Annotated in this window: 15 protein-coding genes and 5 tRNA genes; 8 read left to right on the top strand and 12 right to left on the bottom strand. The window is 71.4% G+C overall.

Annotated features, from left to right (window positions below; translation table 11 throughout):
* Nucleotides 1-69 precede the first annotated feature (69 nt).
* The 3 genes from O3W51_RS06925 to O3W51_RS06915 form a co-directional block, all read right to left on the bottom strand.
* Nucleotides 70-143 (bottom strand) — tRNA-Phe (locus tag O3W51_RS06925).
* A 4-nt stretch (nt 144-147) separates the two neighbouring features.
* Nucleotides 148-222 (bottom strand) — tRNA-Asp (locus O3W51_RS06920).
* 38 nt (nt 223-260) lie between these two features.
* A tRNA-Glu gene (locus O3W51_RS06915) sits at nt 261-333 on the bottom strand.
* A gap of 231 nt (nt 334-564) precedes the next feature.
* Between O3W51_RS06915 and O3W51_RS06910 the strand changes: the two genes are divergently transcribed.
* The 8 genes from O3W51_RS06910 to O3W51_RS06875 all read left to right on the top strand — a co-directional run bounded on the left by O3W51_RS06910 (nt 565) and on the right by O3W51_RS06875 (nt 7,164).
* Nucleotides 565-915: a metallopeptidase family protein gene (locus O3W51_RS06910; protein WP_187145304.1), complete on the top strand. Its 351-nt coding sequence runs from the start codon at nt 565-567 to the stop codon at nt 913-915.
* Between the two features lie 130 nt (nt 916-1,045).
* The gene (locus tag O3W51_RS06905; protein ID WP_138355810.1) at nt 1,046-1,516 is read left to right on the top strand and encodes a hypothetical protein; all 471 of its coding nucleotides are present in this window, start codon (nt 1,046-1,048) and stop codon (nt 1,514-1,516) included.
* A 349-nt stretch (nt 1,517-1,865) separates the two neighbouring features.
* Nucleotides 1,866-3,968, top strand: coding sequence for a DEAD/DEAH box helicase (locus O3W51_RS06900; RefSeq protein WP_443048249.1), 2,103 nt, complete (start codon nt 1,866-1,868; stop codon nt 3,966-3,968).
* Between the two features lie 106 nt (nt 3,969-4,074).
* The gene (locus tag O3W51_RS06895; protein ID WP_138355808.1) at nt 4,075-5,634 is read left to right on the top strand and encodes an amino acid permease; all 1,560 of its coding nucleotides are present in this window, start codon (nt 4,075-4,077) and stop codon (nt 5,632-5,634) included.
* Nucleotides 5,635-5,717: 83 nt separating this feature from the next.
* Nucleotides 5,718-5,790 (top strand) — tRNA-Lys (locus tag O3W51_RS06890).
* Between the two features lie 190 nt (nt 5,791-5,980).
* Nucleotides 5,981-6,053 (top strand) — tRNA-Lys (locus O3W51_RS06885).
* A gap of 159 nt (nt 6,054-6,212) precedes the next feature.
* Nucleotides 6,213-6,503 (top strand): ribosomal protein L7/L12, encoded by a 291-nt coding sequence (locus tag O3W51_RS06880; RefSeq protein ID WP_244809254.1) that lies wholly within the window; start codon nt 6,213-6,215, stop codon nt 6,501-6,503.
* 166 nt (nt 6,504-6,669) lie between these two features.
* Nucleotides 6,670-7,164 carry a GtrA family protein gene (locus O3W51_RS06875; RefSeq protein WP_187144931.1) on the top strand — a complete coding sequence of 165 codons (495 nt, stop codon included), beginning with the start codon at nt 6,670-6,672 and terminating at the stop codon, nt 7,162-7,164.
* 5 nt (nt 7,165-7,169) lie between these two features.
* Here O3W51_RS06875 and O3W51_RS06870 read toward each other — a convergent pair whose 3' ends face one another.
* From O3W51_RS06870 to O3W51_RS06830, 9 genes are all read right to left on the bottom strand, one after another.
* Nucleotides 7,170-8,657: an MFS transporter gene (locus O3W51_RS06870; protein WP_443048247.1), complete on the bottom strand. Its 1,488-nt coding sequence runs from the start codon at nt 8,655-8,657 to the stop codon at nt 7,170-7,172.
* Between the two features lie 112 nt (nt 8,658-8,769).
* The gene (locus O3W51_RS06865; protein ID WP_138355806.1) at nt 8,770-9,285 is read right to left on the bottom strand and encodes a MarR family winged helix-turn-helix transcriptional regulator; all 516 of its coding nucleotides are present in this window, start codon (nt 9,283-9,285) and stop codon (nt 8,770-8,772) included.
* A 148-nt stretch (nt 9,286-9,433) separates the two neighbouring features.
* Nucleotides 9,434-10,333 (bottom strand): endo alpha-1,4 polygalactosaminidase, encoded by a 900-nt coding sequence (locus O3W51_RS06860; RefSeq protein WP_138355805.1) that lies wholly within the window; start codon nt 10,331-10,333, stop codon nt 9,434-9,436.
* Nucleotides 10,330-11,094, bottom strand: coding sequence for a spherulation-specific family 4 protein (locus O3W51_RS06855; protein ID WP_138355804.1), 765 nt, complete (start codon nt 11,092-11,094; stop codon nt 10,330-10,332). Before O3W51_RS06855 ends, O3W51_RS06860 begins: the two co-directional genes overlap by 4 nt.
* The gene (locus tag O3W51_RS06850; RefSeq protein WP_269284636.1) at nt 11,091-12,089 is read right to left on the bottom strand and encodes an NAD-dependent epimerase/dehydratase family protein; all 999 of its coding nucleotides are present in this window, start codon (nt 12,087-12,089) and stop codon (nt 11,091-11,093) included. Before O3W51_RS06850 ends, O3W51_RS06855 begins: the two co-directional genes overlap by 4 nt.
* 9 nt (nt 12,090-12,098) lie before the next feature.
* Nucleotides 12,099-12,812, bottom strand: coding sequence for a nucleotidyltransferase family protein (locus O3W51_RS06845; protein WP_138355802.1), 714 nt, complete (start codon nt 12,810-12,812; stop codon nt 12,099-12,101).
* A gap of 104 nt (nt 12,813-12,916) precedes the next feature.
* The gene (locus O3W51_RS06840; protein ID WP_138355801.1) at nt 12,917-13,909 is read right to left on the bottom strand and encodes an SDR family NAD(P)-dependent oxidoreductase; all 993 of its coding nucleotides are present in this window, start codon (nt 13,907-13,909) and stop codon (nt 12,917-12,919) included.
* Nucleotides 13,910-13,971: 62 nt separating this feature from the next.
* Nucleotides 13,972-15,393 (bottom strand): hypothetical protein, encoded by a 1,422-nt coding sequence (locus O3W51_RS06835; RefSeq protein WP_269284630.1) that lies wholly within the window; start codon nt 15,391-15,393, stop codon nt 13,972-13,974.
* Complete coding sequence (locus tag O3W51_RS06830) at nt 15,390-16,913, bottom strand: DUF3492 domain-containing protein (protein ID WP_138355799.1); 1,524 nt, start codon at nt 16,911-16,913, stop codon at nt 15,390-15,392. The genes O3W51_RS06835 and O3W51_RS06830 overlap by 4 nt, the downstream gene beginning before the upstream one ends.
* Nucleotides 16,914-17,076 lie beyond the last annotated feature (163 nt).

Genomic DNA, 17,076 nt, shown 5'->3' with positions numbered 1-17,076 from the left:
GTTCTGCTGGGGAAGTTCTGCTGGGGAACGACGAAGGCCCCGTCCGGAGACGGGGCCTTCGTCGTGCGGTGGCTGGGGCCGGGGTCGAACCGGCGACCTACCGCTTTTCAGGCGGTCGCTCGTACCAACTGAGCTACCCAGCCGCAGCGGTCCTGACGGGATTTGAACCCGCGGCCTCCACCTTGACAGGGTGGCGAGCACTCCAAACTGCTCCACAGGACCTAGCTATGTGTAAGACGAGTCTCACACACGGTAAAGCGTACCCCCAACGGGATTCGAACCCGTGCTACCGCCTTGAAAGGGCGGCGTCCTGGGCCACTAGACGATGAGGGCTAATTGGCCCGCCTTGGGCGCTTGTCGGCGCCGTCGGGGACGAGAGAAGCATATGGGATGCCGCCGGGTATCGCCAAAACGGTTTACCGGCCGGTCGCGGGGGCGGTCGGGGCCGGGTGCGGGGTGGGGTGAGGGGTGGGGTGAAGGGCCAGGTGAAGGGTGGGCCGAGGGGGCGCCCGGAAGTGAGCCGTACGCCGGGGGAAAGTGCCGCCCATGACCGACAATGGGCGGGTGCTGGAGATGACGCGTGAGGAGTTCGAGGAACTGGTCGGCGAAGCGCTCGACCGGATTCCGGCCGAGCTGACACGGCTGATGGACAACGTCGCCGTATTCGTCGAGGACGAGCCCGACCCCAAGGACCCCGATCTGCTCGGCCTCTATGAGGGGACACCCCTGACCGAGCGCGGTGAGTGGTACGCCGGGGTCCTGCCGGACCGGATCACGATCTACCGGGGGCCGACGCTGCGGATGTGCGACAACCGCGCGGACGTGGTCGCGGAGACCGAGGTGACGGTCGTTCACGAGATCGCCCACCACTTCGGCATCGACGACGAGCGGCTGCACGCGCTCGGCTACGGGTGAGGTGACGGGCGGGCCGCACGCGCTCGGCCATGGGGTGACGTGACGGGCCGGGCGTGTCCTGGGGGGTGGCACGGGCGTTGGGCACCAGAGACCCTGCCCGCCGCGTCCTGACTCCCCGAGGTGCATGCACGTGCCCCCTTCCTCCTCCCGCGCCGCCGCGCGGACCGCCGGAGCCCTACTCGCCGCCACCGCCGTCCTGCTGACGGCCGGCTGTATGAGCACCGGGGACTCGCGGGACGATCCGCGGCCGCAGGGGGTCTCACCGTCGGCGCGGGTCGGCGCGGGGCCCGATGGAACGCTGCCGGACGGCACCAGGGTGGTGCCGGGCGGGCACAAGGCCAAGCCGAACGGGTCGCCGTCCGCGTCCGCCTCCGCCGGCGGGGTGCCGCCGGTGGGCGGTGCCCCCGCCGCCGTGAAGCCGGCACCGTCCCCGGGAGCGGGCAAGCCGTCCGCCGGGCCGGGCGGTGCCACCCCCACCACGCCGGCGTCCAGCCCCACGCCTTCCGCCACGGTTTCGGCGACCACCGAGCCTCCGGCTCCGCCCGCGTCGACGCCCGCCTCGCCGTCGGAGTCACCCGTCGAATCGGCCCCAGCGGCGTAACCGGCCCATCCAGCGCATCCAGCGCATCCAGCGCATCCAGTGCATCCGGTGTAACCGGCATCACTCGCCGGCCCCGGTGAATCCGCCGTATCCGGTGTAAAGTAGGTGGCCTAGCAGCGTGCTCCCGGCCCGATTGGTCAATCGGGCCGGAGATGCGTATGCTGGTAGATCGTTTGATCCTAATGCCCGGCGCCGAATCCGAAGAGCGCCGCGTGGCGCGTTCCTTTTCTCCAGGCTGCTGACCGCATTGAGGCGGTTGTATGCGAACCCCGGAGCTGGCGCGTGCCGAGTCTCCGAGAGGTTCAGCTTTAGCATGCCCATTAACACCGCCGACCGTACCGCCATGCCCATGGACGACTCCGTGGCTGACGACACCACGATCGACACCACGGCCGAGATCACCGCCGTCGAGTCCACCGAGACCGACGCCGTCGAGGCCGACACCACCACCGACTTCACCGTCACCGAGGACGACGCGGCCGCCGAGGCCGTAGTCGCCGGTGACGACGCTTCCGCCGAAGAGGTTTCCGCCGAGGCCGAAGAGGCCGAGGAAGAGGAATACACCGGCGTCACCTTCGGAGAGCTGGGTCTCGCCGAGGGCATCGTCCGCAAGCTCGCGCAGAACGGCGTCACCAAGCCGTTCCCGATCCAGGCCGCGACCATCCCGGACGCCCTGGCCGGCAAGGACATCCTCGGCCGTGGCCGTACCGGCTCCGGCAAGACGCTCTCCTTCGGCCTGCCGCTGCTGTCGCTGCTCGCCGGCGGCCACACCGAGAAGAAGCGCCCGCGCGGCATCATCCTGACGCCGACCCGTGAGCTCGCCATGCAGGTCGCCGACGCGCTGCAGCCGTACGGCGACGTTCTCGGCCTCAAGATGAAGGTCGTCTGCGGCGGTACCTCGATGTCCAACCAGATCTACGCGCTGGAGCGCGGTGTCGACATCCTCGTCGCCACCCCGGGCCGGCTGCGCGACCTGATGAACCGTGGCGCCGCTTCGCTCGACAAGATCCAGATCGCGGTCCTCGACGAGGCCGACCAGATGGCCGACATGGGCTTCCTGCCCGAGGTCACCGAGATCCTCGACCAGGTTCCGGTCGGCGGCCAGCGTCTGCTGTTCTCCGCCACCCTGGAGAACGAGATCGACTCGCTGGTCAAGCGCTACCTGAAGGACCCGGTCACGCACGAGGTCGACGCGGCGCAGGGCGCGGTCACCACCATGACCCACCACGTGCTCGTCGTGAAGCCGAAGGACAAGGCGCCGGTCACGGCCGCCATCGCAGCCCGCAAGGGCCGCACGATCATCTTCGTCCGTACCCAGATGGGTGCCGACCGCGTCGCCGAGCAGCTCCTCGAGTCGGGCGTCAAGGCCGACGCGCTGCACGGCGGTATGACGCAGGGCGCGCGTACCCGCGTGCTGGAGGACTTCAAGGGCGGTCTCGTCAACGTCCTCGTCGCGACCGACGTGGCCGCGCGCGGTATCCACGTGGACGGCGTCGGCCTGGTGCTGAACGTCGACCCGGCCGCCGACCACAAGGACTACCTGCACCGCTCGGGCCGTACCGCCCGTGCCGGTGAGTCCGGCACGGTCGTGTCGCTGGCGCTTCCGCACCAGCGCAAGACCATCTTCCGTCTGATGGAGGACGCGGGCGTCGACGCCTCGCGCCACATCATCGGCGGCTCGGGCGTCTTCGACGAGGAGGTCGCCACGATCACCGGCGCCCGCTCGATGACCGACGTCCAGGCCGACTCCGTACAGAACGCCGCGGCGCAGGCCGAGCGTGAGGTCGCCGAGATGACCCGCGAGCTGGAGAAGCTGCAGCGCCGGGCCACCGAGCTGCGCGAGGAGGCCGACCGCCTCACCATGCGCTCGGCCCGCGAGCGTGGCGAGGACCCGGAAGAGGCCGTCGCCGCCAAGGCCCTGGAGATCGCCGAGGCCGCGGCTGCCGAGGCAGTCCGGATCGCGGCCATTCCGGTCCAGCCCGAGCCGCAGCGCCGTGACGACCGGGGCAACTACGGCCGTCGTGACGACCGTCAGGGCTCCGGTGGCTACCAGGGCCGCGACCGCCGTGACGAGCGCCCCTCCGGTGGCCGTTCGTTCGAGCGTCGTGACGACCGTCCGTCCGGTGGTTTCCGCTCCGGCGGCGACCGCCCGACCGGCGACCGTCCCACCGGCGACCGTCCCACCGGCGGCCGTTCCTTCGAGCGCCGCGACGACCGTCCGTCCACCGGTGGCGGCTTCCGCTCCGGCGGCGCCGACCGTCCGGCCTTCAACCGTGACCGCCGCGAAGAGCGTCCGGCCACCGGCGGCGGCTTCCGCACCGGCGACCGCCCCGTGAACCGCGACCGCCGCGACGAGCGTCCGGCCGGCCGCACCTTCGAGCGCCGTGACAGCCGCCCGGGTCAGACCGGCACCGGCTCGATCGACCGCAAGCCGCGCTGGAAGGCCAACTGACCAGGCCTGAACCTGCCTGACCGAACGGGCCCGCCCGATGCCATTGGCATCGGGCGGGCCCGTTTTTCGCGCATGGTGTGCCCCCAGCAAGGGAATTGCTGGGGGCATGACAACTGTGCAGAAGGATCAGCAGGACCAGCCGGATCCCCCCGAGGGATCCGATGAGGAGCGCCTCGCCCAGCTCGGCTACACGCAGGTGCTGGCGCGGCGGATGTCGGCGTTCTCGAACTTCGCGGTGTCGTTCACGATCATCTCGGTGCTGTCCGGGTGTCTGACGCTGTACATGTTCGGCATGAACACCGGTGGCCCCGCGGTCATCATGTGGGGCTGGGTGGGCGTCGGGCTGATGACGCTCGTGGTCGGGCTGGCCATGGCGGAGGTCTGTTCGGCGTATCCGACCTCGGCCGGGCTGTACTACTGGGCACGGGCGTTGGCGCCCGAGCGCAGTGCCGCCGCCTGGGCGTGGTTCACCGGTTGGTTCAATGTGCTGGGGCAGGTCGCGGTGACCGCGGGCATCGACTTCGGGGCGGCGAGCTTCCTCAACGCCTATCTGACGCTGCAGTTCGACTGGCCGGCCACCCCCGGGCACACGATGCTCCTGTTCGCCGGGATCCTCGTCCTGCACGGCGTCCTCAACACCTTCGGGGTGCGGATAGTCGCCCTGCTGAACGACATCAGCGTGTGGTGGCACGTGATCGGCGTGGTCGTCATCGTCGGGGCGCTCGCGATCGTCCCCGACAGCCACCAGTCGGCGTCCTTCGTCTTCACCGAGTTCGTCAACAACACGGGCTGGAACAGCAGCCTCTACGTGGTGCTGATCGGCCTGCTGATGGCGCAGTACACCTTCACCGGCTACGACGCCTCCGCCCATATGACCGAGGAGACCCATGACGCGTCCGTCGCCGGACCGCGCGGCATCGTCCGGTCCATCTGGACGTCCTGGGTCGCCGGCTTCGTACTGCTGCTCGGCTTCACCTTCTCCATCCACAGCTACAGCGGCGCCCTGGACAGCGACACGGGCGTCCCGCCCGCGCAGATCCTCATCGACGGGCTCGGCGCGGCCGGCGGCAAGGCCCTGCTGCTCGTCGTGATCGTCGCGCAGCTCTTCTGCGGTATGGCGTCCGTCACGGCCAACAGCCGCATGATCTACGCGTTCTCGCGTGACGGCGCCCTGCCGTACTCCCGGGTCTGGCACCGCATCAACGAGCGCACCCGTACGCCCACCAACGCCGTCTGGCTCGCCGCCTTCGGCGCGATGCTGCTCGGCCTGCCGTATCTGATCAACCCCACCGCCTACGCGGCCGTGACGTCGATCGCCGTGATCGGTCTCTACATCGCCTACGTCATCCCGACGTTCCTGCGGTTGCGCAAGGGCGACGCCTTCGAGCGCGGGCCGTGGCACCTGGGGCGCTGGAGCCGGCCGATCGGGATCTTCGCGCTGGGGTGGGTCGCGCTGATCACCGTGCTGTTCATGCTGCCGCAGGTGAGTCCCGTCACGGCGAAGAGCTTCAACTACGCACCGGTGGCGGTCCTCGTCGTCCTCGGTTTCGCCGCCGCCTGGTGGCTGGTCTCCGCCCGTCACTGGTTCCTCAAACCGGCCACCACGGGGGACACGGCCGGGCCCGGCACGGGTGGCGGTCCCGGGGCCGACACGCCGACCGGCTGATCCGGGGCGCGGTCCGGGCGCAGATCATCCGCAGCCGATAAGACTCGGACCTGCGCCCCTCGCCGGGCTATGCTGCGGGTTGCGGGCCATTAGCTCAATTGGCAGAGCAGTGGACTTTTAATCCATTGGTTGTCGGTTCGAGTCCGACATGGCCCACTGTGAGAGCCGCAGGTCGTCCCCGGATGACCTGCGGTTTCTCTGTGTCGGGGTGGCTGGATCCGGTCCTGCGGGCGCCGGCGGCCCGGCCGTGCGGGGCCGCACCTCCGCCGCCGGCCCTTCCTGCGGCTGACCGGCAGCGATGCGGCGCGGACCCCGGTCCGCGCCCGGCTATGCTGGGAGGAACAACGGGCCGTTAGCTCAATGGTTAGAGCAGTGGACTTTTAATCCATTGGTTGTGGGTTCGAGTCCCACATGGCCTACCCGCAGGCGTACCGGTCTCGCCACCGGCGTCCTGCGAGAGCGCCCCGGTCGGGTTTCCCGACCGGGGCGCGCCTCTGTCCCCGTCCGGTAGGGGCTCCGACGGGGGTCCGGTGGGGCCTCGGGTGGGGCCTTTGCCCACTTCGGTAGGGTCTTGTGGCGTGACCTACATAGTGGTGTTGTTCGCGCTCGTCGGCGCCGGCATGTTGTTTTCCGCGATCGAGCGGAAGGTCGACCGGGTCGAGCGGAGGATCCGGCTCATGGAGCGCCGTCAGGAGTTGATCCTGCGTCACCTCGGTATCGAGGAGGTGGACGCCCCCGACCTGCGGGAGATCAACGAGCTGGTGCGGCAGGGGAAGAAGATCCAGGCGATCAAGGCCTACCGCGAGCTCACGGGCGCCGGGCTGAAGGAAGCCAAGGAAGCGGTCGAGCGGCTGCCCGGGAACGTCTGACCTGCGGGGGAGCGCCCCCGCTGCGTCCTGCGGTGGAGATTGTCAGGGATGCCGCTAGGGGGCGGGGTAGGGATAACCCCCAGGTGCAATGGGGCATGAGCCGGATGGGTCGGGGTCCCCCGGTGCGGCAAAGTCAGTGACACCCGCCACTGACAAGGAGTTCGACATGGCCGCCACCTCGGTACCAGCCCCGGTCACCACCGGACCGTTGGCGGCCTTCGTGCGCTTCGTCGTCTGCGGCGGGGGAGTTGGGCTGCTGTCCAGCGGGGCGCTGCTGCTGGTCTCCGGTCATGCGCCGATCGCGCTGGCGAACGCGGTGGTGACCGTCGTGTCCACCCTGCTCGCCACCGAGCTGCACGGCCGCTTCACCTTCCGGGCGGGACACGCGCGGCCGGCCGACCACCTGAAGTCCGGCCTCACCGCCACCATTTGCTACCTGTTCACCACCGGCGCCCTGCTCGCCCTGCACGCGGTCCACCCGAACCCCGGGCCGCTGCTGGAGCAGAGCGTCTATCTGTCGGCGTCCGGCCTGGCGGGCATCGGCCGCTTCGTGGTCCTGAAGGTCATGGTCTTCGCGACCGGCTCCAAGGCCGCGGCCGGCACCCGCCCGGTCGGCAGGAAGGTCCTGCTGACCCGCCGGGCGGTCACCGTCGCCGCGTAGTCGCCTCAGGCCCGGCGGCGCCGGGCCGGGAGGGTCGTCACGGCGAGGACCAGGGCCACCGCGATCAGCCCGGCGCCGACCGTGACGGCGAGGTGGTAGCCACCGGTCAGCGCCGCGGGGGCGGACCGTCCGGCGCTCAGCAGGTGGGCGGTCCGGGAGGTGGCGAGGGTGTTGAGGAGCGCGAGGCCGAGCGCACCGCCGATCTGCTGGGTGGTGTTGAACAGGCCGGAGGCGACACCGGCGTCCCGTTCGGTGGCACCGGACATGCCGAGCCCGGTCAGGGCCGGGATGGCCAGCCCGAAGCCGGCGAGCGACAGCATCACGGGCAGCAGGTCGACGAGGTAACTTCCGTGCACGGGGACCCGGCTGAGCAGCAGGAGACCCGCGAGCAGCAGCGCCAGACCGGACACGACCATCGTGCGTTCGCCGAACCGGCCGGTCAGCCGGGCCGAGAAGCCGAGCGAGACGATCCCGATCACGACGGCGGACGGGAGCATGGCCAGCCCGCTCTTCGCGGCACCGTAGCCGAGCACGTGCTGCATGTAGAGGACGACGAGCACCTGGAAGCCGAACAGCGCGGCGATCATCAGGACCTGGATCGCGTTGGCCCCGGACACCTGGCGGGAGCGGAACACCCGCAGCGGCAGCAGCGGGGCGGCGGCCTTCGCCTGGCGGAGGACGAACCCGGCGAGCAGCGCGGCGGCCAGGGCGCCGAGACCGAGGGTGCGGGCCGAGGCCCAGCCGTTCTCACCGGCCTGGACGATCGTGTAGACACCGAGCATCAGACCGGCGGTGACGAGGGCGGCGCCCGTCGCGTCGGCCCCGGAGCGCAGGCCGAGGCCGCGGTCGGGGACGAGGGTGCGGGCGGCCAGCACACCGGCGGCGACGCCGATCGGCAGATTGATGAAGAAGATCCAGTGCCAGCTCGCGGACTGGGTGAGAACGCCGCCCAGCACCAGGCCGATCGAGGCCCCGGCGGCACCGACGAAGCTGAACGCGCCGATCGCCTTGGCCCGTTCGCGCGGCTCGGGGAAGAGCGTCACGATCATCCCGAGGCTCACCGCGGACGCCATCGCGCCGCCGACACCCTGGACGAACCGGCCGGCGATCAGCAGCTCGGGCGAGCCGGCCACCCCGCACAGCAGCGAGGCGGCGGTGAAGAGGGTGATGCCCGCCAGGAACATCCGCTTGCGCCCGATCAGGTCGCCGAACCGTCCGGCCAGGAGCAGCAGACCGCCGAACGCGATCAGGTAGGCGTTGACGACCCAGGCGAGGTCCGGCTGCGAGAAGCCGAGGTCGCTCTGGATGGCGGGCAGCGCCACGGTCACGATGCTGCCGTCCAGGATGACCATCAGCATCCCCGCGCAGAGGATCGCGAGGGCCAGCCAGCGGGACCGGTCGTGGGGCGGGGTCCGCGGATCCGGATGCTGCTGGGTCGGGCGCTGGGTCCGGGTCCCGGTCCGGGTCTGCGGTGTGGATCTCGTCAGCGGCATGAGGGCGTCTCCCTGCTCGGGTTGGTCGAGGCATGCGCGGCGTTCGCGGGCGTTCGAAGCCGACAAGAGAGACGCTAGCAGATAGTTTTGTAATAGACGATATCTTTCGGAACTAGATCCGGGCCTCCCGGGCCCGCCGGACCGGACGTGGTGATTCCACGGGGGTGGCCAGCCGGCCCTCGGTCAGCCGCTGCAGGGCGGCGGCGAACACCTGCCGCTCGCCCTCCGGAAGCGTGCCGAGCACCTCGCTGTGGATGCGATCGATGATCGCCAGGCCGTCGGTGATGTGCTGGACGCCGGCTTCGGTGACCGAGATGATCCGCGCCCGGCGGTCCGTGCTCGAAGGGCGGCGCTCCGCGAGCCCGGCCTTCTCCAGCTCGTCCATCGTCACGACCATCGTGGTCTTGTCGAGGTCCGCGAGCTCCGCCACCTGCGCCTGGGTCAGCTCACCCGGCAGCGCGTGGGCCAGTACGCAGTGCAGCCGCGGCGAGCTGTCGATCTCGGCGAGCGCCGCCGTCAGTTCGGTGGTGAGCACATGCGCGATGTGCTTCAGCTGGAACGTGAGGTCCGGGACGCTGCGGACCGGCGGGGTGGGCCGGTGCGCGTCCGGAGTCGCTGTGGGTGCCATGACGCGAGGGTAACAAAACTCGTCCTGTACGGGATCGTCCCGTAGGGGACGACGTGGCGCCGGTGGGGTTTCGAGGGCCCCGGGCCAACAGGGCCCCGGGCCAACAGGGCCCCGAGCCAACAGGGCCCCGAGCCAACAGGGCCCCGGGCTAGCAGGGCTGCCGCCACGCGTCGAGGTTCAGGTGCTTGAGCATCGAGCTGAGGCGGAGCCGCCGGGCGGTCGGACAGAACTCCGTCGTCGCCAGGGAGTACTCGGTGTGGAACACCGCCTTGCCCGCCGTGATGAACGGGGTCAGCTCGTCGCACTCGTCGTTCTGCGCGCACTCCTCGTTGACGGCGAAGTCGAAGTCGCCGACCAGCTCCGGGATCTGCTCCAGGTCGTTCTTGAGGCCGACCGACATACCGCGCTCATGGGCGAGCCCGGCGAGCATGCGGTTGTACGCGAGCTGGTCGGCGGCGGTCAGCGGGAAGCCGGTCCGGTTGGTGTAGGCGTCCATGAGATCGGGCTCGACCCCGTCGAAGCCCTTGGTGCGGCACATGTCGAAACGTTGCGCCATCAAGGGGCGCAGCAGGTCGAGGCGGCGGATGTCCAGCCACCGCTCGCCGCTCCAGCCGTTGCCGAGGCCGAGGAGGGCGGTGGGGAACGCCACCCGGTCGGGGCGGAAGTTCTCCCAGGCGCCCGCGTTGACGTAGCAGATCACCTTGCGGCCGGCGGCGTGCAGCCGGGCGACGGTGGCGGCGTCGTTCTCGAAACCGTCGATGTCGTAGACGGGTACGTCGACGCTGGTGTCGACCTTGCCGCTGAGCTGCCACTGCCAGGCGGTGCCGGGAGGCGGCCGCCAGCGGTCGGACGGCGGGGCGGGGATGGGTGAGGGGATGGAGGAGGGGATGGGGGAGGGGCGGTGGTGGTCCGGGCCGGGATCCGGGCCCGGATCGGGATCGGAACCGCAGGCGGCGAGCAGCAGAACGAGGAGCGGGAGAAGAAGCGAAGGGAGGAACGAGGGGAGGAACGCCGACGGCCGGGAGCCGGTGCCAGACCTGCGGATCAACGGTTTTCCTCCTGCTGGTGCCGATGCCGCCCCCGGAGCCCGGCGACATCGGTGAGGTCCGGGGGCGTGAGGTCCGAGGACATGACGTCCGGGGACGTGAGGTCCGGAGACACACCCTGCCAGGGGTTGGCGCCGCTTCCCGGGACCGCGCAGTGCACGGCCGCGCCGCGCAGCCGGGCGGTACGGGAGGCGAGGCCGCAGAGCCTGGCCGGGACGTCGTACACGAGATGGCAGAAGCGGTCCGCCGGATAGGTACTCGTCCAGGCCGGTACGGCCGCCGCCGCGCGGTACGTCGCCCAGCTGCCCTCGAACGTCACCAGCAGATCGGCGAACTCGGCGTACCCGGGCGCGGGGTGCACGCCCGGGTTGAGGACGACCGTCCGGGAACCGCCGGCCCGCGCGGTCCGCGCGGTCCGCGCGAGCCAGCGGTAGTAACTCAACAGCCCGGCGTCGGGCGCGGCCTGGTCGAAGAAGACGCCGTCCGTGCCGTACCACTTGCGGTGGTGGCGCAGGTCGGCGACGACCGCGTGGGTGGGGCGGCGGCCGTACGCGGTGTCCACGTATCCGAGGACGCGCACGCCCGCCGCCCGCAACTCCTCGGCCACCGCCACGAAGGCGGGGTCCCGGACCGTGCCCGGCCCGTCGGCGACGTTGAGCACGACGCCGTAGAGCAGGTCGGCGGCCCCCACCAGCGTCCGCCAGGCGCCGGGGTCGACGGCCGGGTGGACGTAGAGCGGGACGAGGAGCTTTCCGTCGCTCATGGCGCGGCCGTGACGCCGGCCGTGACACCGGACGGTGCCCTGGGCGGAACGGCTACCGGTGCGCCCTCGTTCCACAGGTCCGCGAGCGACTGCGCGAGGCTGAACTGGGGCCGCCAGCCCAGGGCCGCGGCCGCCGCGGAGATGTCCGCGCGCTGCCAGGACACCGCAGCCGAACGGTGCGACCCGGCCCCGCTCTCCTCGACCCGGCCCCGGAAACCGGACGCGGCGACCAGCCCGTCCGCGATGGCGCGCACCGGGGTGGCGCCGCCGCCCGCGATGTTCAGGATCCGCGGCAGCGGCCCCGGGGCCATGGCCGCGAGGACGGCGGCCCGCGCCACGTCCCGTACGTCGACGTAGTCGCGGTACGCGGAGAGATCACCGACGCGGATCACGCCCTCCGCACCCTCCGGGAGCACCCGGCGCAGTTCGGCGACGAACCGGCCCGGCAGGCTCGCCCCCGGCGATCCCGGGCCGATCGGGTTGAAGACCCGCAACACCGTGGCGTCCAGGGCGGATTGGGCGACGATGAGCGTGCCGGCCAGTTTCGTGGCCCCGTACGCCCCCGGCGGCCGGGTCGGTGCGGACTCGTCGATGGACCGGCCGGGGGCCGTGGCCCCGTACTCCCCGGCAGAACCGAGGTGGACGAGACGGGCGGTGGGCGCGGCCCGCCGCAGCGCCTCGCAGAGGACGGCGGGTCCACGGGTGTTCACCTCCGCGAGCCGCAGCGGGCTGTTGCCCACCGAGCCCACGCAGTTGACGACGGCGTGTGGACCCAGCGCCCGCAGCGCCTCGGTGAGCGCGTCGACGGAGATGGTGGTGAGGTCGATCGGCAGGCCGTCCACCCGGGCAGGTGGGGAATCGGACGGGAGGGCGGGCGGGGAGACCGGGGTGGACCGGCCGGCGCCGAGCACCCGCACACCCGGGAGGGCGCGCAGCTGCCCGGCGACGTGGGCGCCGAGGAATCCGGTGGAACCCAGACAGAGAATGCGTCGCATGGCGTCGGGTCACGCCCCCTTGAGCAGCAGTCCGCGGTGGGTGGTGAACTCGGCGTTGGCCCGGTCGTAGTCGTCGGGACGTCCGATGTCGAGCCAGTAGCCGTCGAACTCGTAGGCGCTCGGCGGGGTCTTCGCGTTGAGCAGGTCGAGCACCACCTCGTCGAAGCCGAGCGGCAGCCCGGGTGTGTAGTCCAGGAGCGTGGAACGGGACAGGCCGTACACGCCCATCGAGACCCGGTAGTCGATGCTCGGCTTCTCGGTGAAGGCCACGACGTTGCCCGAGTCCGTGGTCAGCACCCCGAAGTCGATCTTCACCTTCCGGGCGTAGGTGGCGATGGTGAGCGGGCTGTCGGCGGTCTCGTGGTGCCGCAGCACGTCCCCGAAGTCCAGGTCGGTGAGGATGTCGCCGTTCATCACGAGGAACTTCTCGGGCAGCCGGTCGAGCATGGTGAGCAGCGGCCCCATCGTGCCGAGCGGGCTGTCCTCGGTGGAGTAGCCGACGCGCATCCCCCACTGCGAACCGTTGCCGACGTAGGCGCGGATGATGTGGCCCAGGTGGCCGATGGCGATGGTGCAGGTGGTGAAGCCGGCGTTCGCCAGCTGCCGCATCACGATCTCCAGGATCGCGTGCTGGTCGCCGATCGGGACGAGCGGTTTCGGCAGGGCGGTCGTGTAGGGCAGCAGCCGGACGCCCTTGCCTCCGGCCAGAATGACTGCGTGCATGTGGTTGGTCCCCCCTCTGGCCTGGCGGCCAGACGTCGCGTCCGGTTCCGGGGTTCGATCCGGGACCGGGAGATCCGGAAGAGTCGGTTCCGGGAAATCCGGAGTCAGATGTTGTAGAGCTCGGTCTTGTAGCGGGCGAGGTTCGCCGGGTCGCGGAAGAACGCGATGGTGTCTTCCAGCCCCTGCTCCAGGCTGTGATCGGCCGCCCAGCCGGTCGCGTCACGCAGCCGCGCGGCGTCGCAGACCAGCCGCATCACCTCGGAGCCGGCGGGCCGGATCCGCTGCTCGTCCTCGATGACGTCCAGATCGGTCTCCATGAGCTTGCCGATCAGCTGCACCAGGTCACCGACGGAGATCTCGCCTCCCGTCCCCGCGTTGAACGTCCGCCCGACCACGCTCCCGGCGGGCGCGGTCCCCACCGCGAGGAACGCCCGCGCGGTGTCCCGTACGTAGGTGAAGTCGCGCGTCGGCCGCAGGTCTCCGAGCGTGATGGTCCGCTCCCCAGCGGCCACCTGCCCGATCACCGTCGGGATCACCGCACGCATGGACTGCCGCGGCCCGAAGGTGTTGAACGGCCGCAGCGTCACCACCGGTGTACCGAAGCTCGCGAAGTAGCTGTCCGCGAGCCGGTCGCCGCCCGCCTTCGAAGCGGCGTACGGGGACTGGGTGTTGATCGGGTGGTCCTCGGAGATCGGTACGGTCTGCGCGGTGCCGTACGTCTCGCTGGTGGAGGTGTGCACCAGCCGCGGGATCTCCAGCTGGCGGACGGCCTCCAGCACGTTCAGCGTGCCGGTGACGTTGGTGTCCACGTAGGAGTGCGGTGCCTGGTACGAGTACGGGATCGCGATCAGCGCGGCCAGGTGGTAGACGGCCTCGGCGCCGTCCATCAGCCCCCGGACGGAGCCGGGGTCGCGGACGTCGCCCAGGACCACGTCCACCTGGCTCATCGTCTCGGCGTCCAGCGTCTCCAGCCAGCCGAAGGACGAGAACGAGTTGTACTGGGCCATCGCGCGCACCCGGTGGCCCGAGGCGACGAGCGCCTCCACCAGGTGTGAGCCGATGAAGCCTTCGGCGCCGGTGACGGCTACCAATGTCATGTCGAATGCTCCGGTTTCTCGAAAGGGGTTGGGGACGTGGGACAGGTTCGGTTCGGGGCACCTCATCGGTGCGATGTGGCGCGGCCCAGCAGGGAGCAGGCGACGGCGATCAGTACGGCCGCCGCGCTCGCGCAGGCGACCAGCTGCACGACCGGATGGTCACCGAACTCCCAGCACAGGAAGGCGATTTCGACCACGGCGGCCGCCATGCAGACCAGCGCGGCCGGCCACGCGGCGCCGAACGCCTGGAGCAGCAGCGAGAGCCACAGCACCGCGCCGAGCGTCAGCAGCGCGCACAGCCGCAGCGCGCCGGGTGCCGGTGCCCCCGGCCACAGCGCGGTGAGGGCCGCCGCGAGCGCCGCGAGGACGATCAGGTACCCCGCCAGGCACCCGAGCAGGACGGAGGCCGACCGGGTCCTGAAGCCTCCGGCGTCGACGCTGCGCCGCAGCGCGGCGACCCCGCGGCCGCGGAAGCGGTACAGCAGCCATTCGGCCGCGCCCATGCTCAGCGTCAGCGCGACCGTCGAGACACCGGCGCCCAGGGCCAGCACCAGGACCAGCACCGCGCTGGCCAGCCCGTACAGCCCGTACGGCAAGGACGCGACGAGCGGCGGGGGCGCGGGCGCGCCCAGCTCGGGCGGGGTGCGCAGCCCGCGTACGACCTGCCGGCCGGCGACCAGCAGCGCCGCCACGGGGGTCGCGATGACCAGACAGGCCCGCACCGTGGGGGGCAGGTCCCACGCCAGGAGCAGCGCGGCACCCACCGTTGTCGGGGCGAGGGCGAGCAGCAGATCCCGTTCCCGGCCCAGCACCAGCAGTGCCGTCGCCGCCGCCAGATAGCTGGACTGCCCCACCGCGAAGGCGGCTTCACTGCCCCGCGACGCGAACGCGACCGCGAACGCCGACGCGAGCAGCGCCCCCGCCGGCGCGCCGCGCAGCAGACAGCGGGCGGTCGCCCGCCGCCCGTCCGAGCCGAGCCGCAGATAGGCGCGGTGCGCCAGGGCCTGGTTCCAGGCCCAGCCGGCGAGCGCGGCGGCGGACAGCGCCACCGTCCCGGCCGGCAGCCCGAACGCGTCCGGCGGACCGGAGAGCAGCGTCCCGCCCAGGACGTACGCCAGCCCCGGCAGGCCGAAGACGATGCCCCGCAGCAGACACCGCCAGGGGTTGATCCCCCAGGGATCGGGGCCCGGCTCCGGTGCCGGGTAGCGGCGCTTGCCCGCGCCCCGGGCGTGCAACTCCTCGGCCAGCTCGAAGAGATCGGACCGCCCGTACCGGTGCACGATGAGCTCGTGCGTCAGCCCGTCGGACTCCAGGACGGCGGCGATCTCGTCCGCGTGCACCGCGGCCGCGCAGACCTCGTCGAGACGCTCGGCGAGTTCCTCCAGCGGGTCCTCGGCCCAGGAGGGCCGGCGGCGCTGCCGCTGCCGCGGCACCGTCGGCAGCGCACCCCCGTCGTGCGGCACGAGCCGCAGCGGGCCGCTCACTGGGCGACCTCTGTGACGGTGGTGTCGTCGACGACGGCCGGGCCGTGGTGGCCGTACTGGTCGCGGGACTGCCACTCCACCCCGACGGGGGTGAGGACGAGCCACGGCTTCCGGGCGGACAGTTCGCTGTAGATGCCGCGGAAGGTCTCGATCGTCCGACGCAGCGTGAACTGGTCGATCACCCGGAGCCGCGCGTCCCATCCCATGGACGCCCGGGTCGCCGGGTCGCGCAGCAGCGCGAGCGCGGCCTTCGCCATCGCGGCGGGATCGCGGGGCGGGACCACCAGACCCGCTTCGCCGACCGCCTCCCGCACACCCCCGACATCCGTGGAGACGGTGGCGCGTGCGCAGGACATGGCTTCGATGAGGGTGAACGGGAAGCCCTCGCTGATGCTGGAGAGCATCACGACGTTCCCGGCCGCGTACGCGTCGCGGATGTCCTCGACGCGCCCCTCGAACGTCACCGCGTCGCCGACACCCAACTCGGCTGCCAGCGCGACGCATTGGTCGCGGTATCCCTCGCCGCCCCTCGGCGTTCCGCCGAAGAGCCGGAGCAGCGCCTGCGGGAGTTCGGCCCGTACGAGGGCGAAGGCGCGGATCAGGGTCTCCAGGTCCTTGATCGGGTCGACGCGCCCGGCCCAGCTGAGGGTGGGCACCGCGGGTTCCGGCCCGGCCATCGGGAAGGCGCCGGGGTCGACGCCGTTGTACACGGTGCGGATCCGGTCGGGCGCGGTCCCGCCGCGTTCCTCCCAGCGCCGGTTGTAGCGGCTGCCGGGGGTGACGAGTGCGGCGCGGCGGTACGACTCCTCGGCGAGCAGCCGGTAGAAGCCGAGCATGACGGCCTTGACGGGCCAGCCGTACGGGCCGGTCCGGTAGCCGAGATACCGCTCGCGCAGATAGACGCCGTGCTCGGTGAGCAGGAACGGTGTGCCGTGTTCGTGGTGCGCCAGCAGCCCGGGAAGGGTCGCCAGGCCGCCGCTGACGGCGTGCGTGATGCTTCCCGGCACGGGTTCGGCGGAGAGCGGACGCAGCGCGTGTTCCAGCAGGTCAGTGGCGGTGAGCGCGTCGTGCAGGGTGGGCCGCGCCGCCGCGGCGGCGACATGCGGCCGGTTCCAGACGTCGGTGAGGACGCGCAGGGCGTCCTCGGAGCGGAGCGCCGCGGAGAGCGATCCCGCGCGTGCCAGCGCCGCCAGCGCGTACAGCTGGGGAGCGAACTCCGCTTCCGCCGCCGGGTCGAGCAGGGCCAACAGGAAGCGTTCGTAGCCGGCGCGGAACAGCTGCGCCTGGCGGCCGCGGGGTGCGCGGCCGGTCGGCGGCTTGCCCCACAGCGGTATCTCGGTGAAGTCCCGTACGTTGCCCGGAAGATCCCAGGCGAGGGACTCCCGCCCCGTGCCGGTCACGGCTATCAGACGGAAGTCGAAGTCCGGTATTCCCCGGACGAGTTGGTCGCACCACACGCTCACTCCGCCGTGGCTGTGCGGATATGTGCCCTCGGTCAGCAAGGTCACCTGGGTCTGCATGGCGAATCGGTCCCCCCACGGGTCCGTCGGTGAATGCGCCGCGTACGGTCCTTCGCGGCACTGGAGGGCGCTGGAGCGCCGGCTGTGTGCCGGCGGCTCCAGCGCCTTTCCACGTGATCGTTCGGTCGTGCTCGGTCCTGCTCGGTGGTGCTGCGCGTGGTGC

This window comes from Streptomyces sp. H39-C1, from assembly GCF_027158125.1.
In the GTDB taxonomy this organism is placed as follows: Bacteria; Actinomycetota; Actinomycetes; order Streptomycetales; family Streptomycetaceae; genus Actinacidiphila; species Actinacidiphila fildesensis.
Note: the sequence above shows the minus strand (reverse complement) of the source record. Positions and strands in the feature narration are given on the sequence as shown.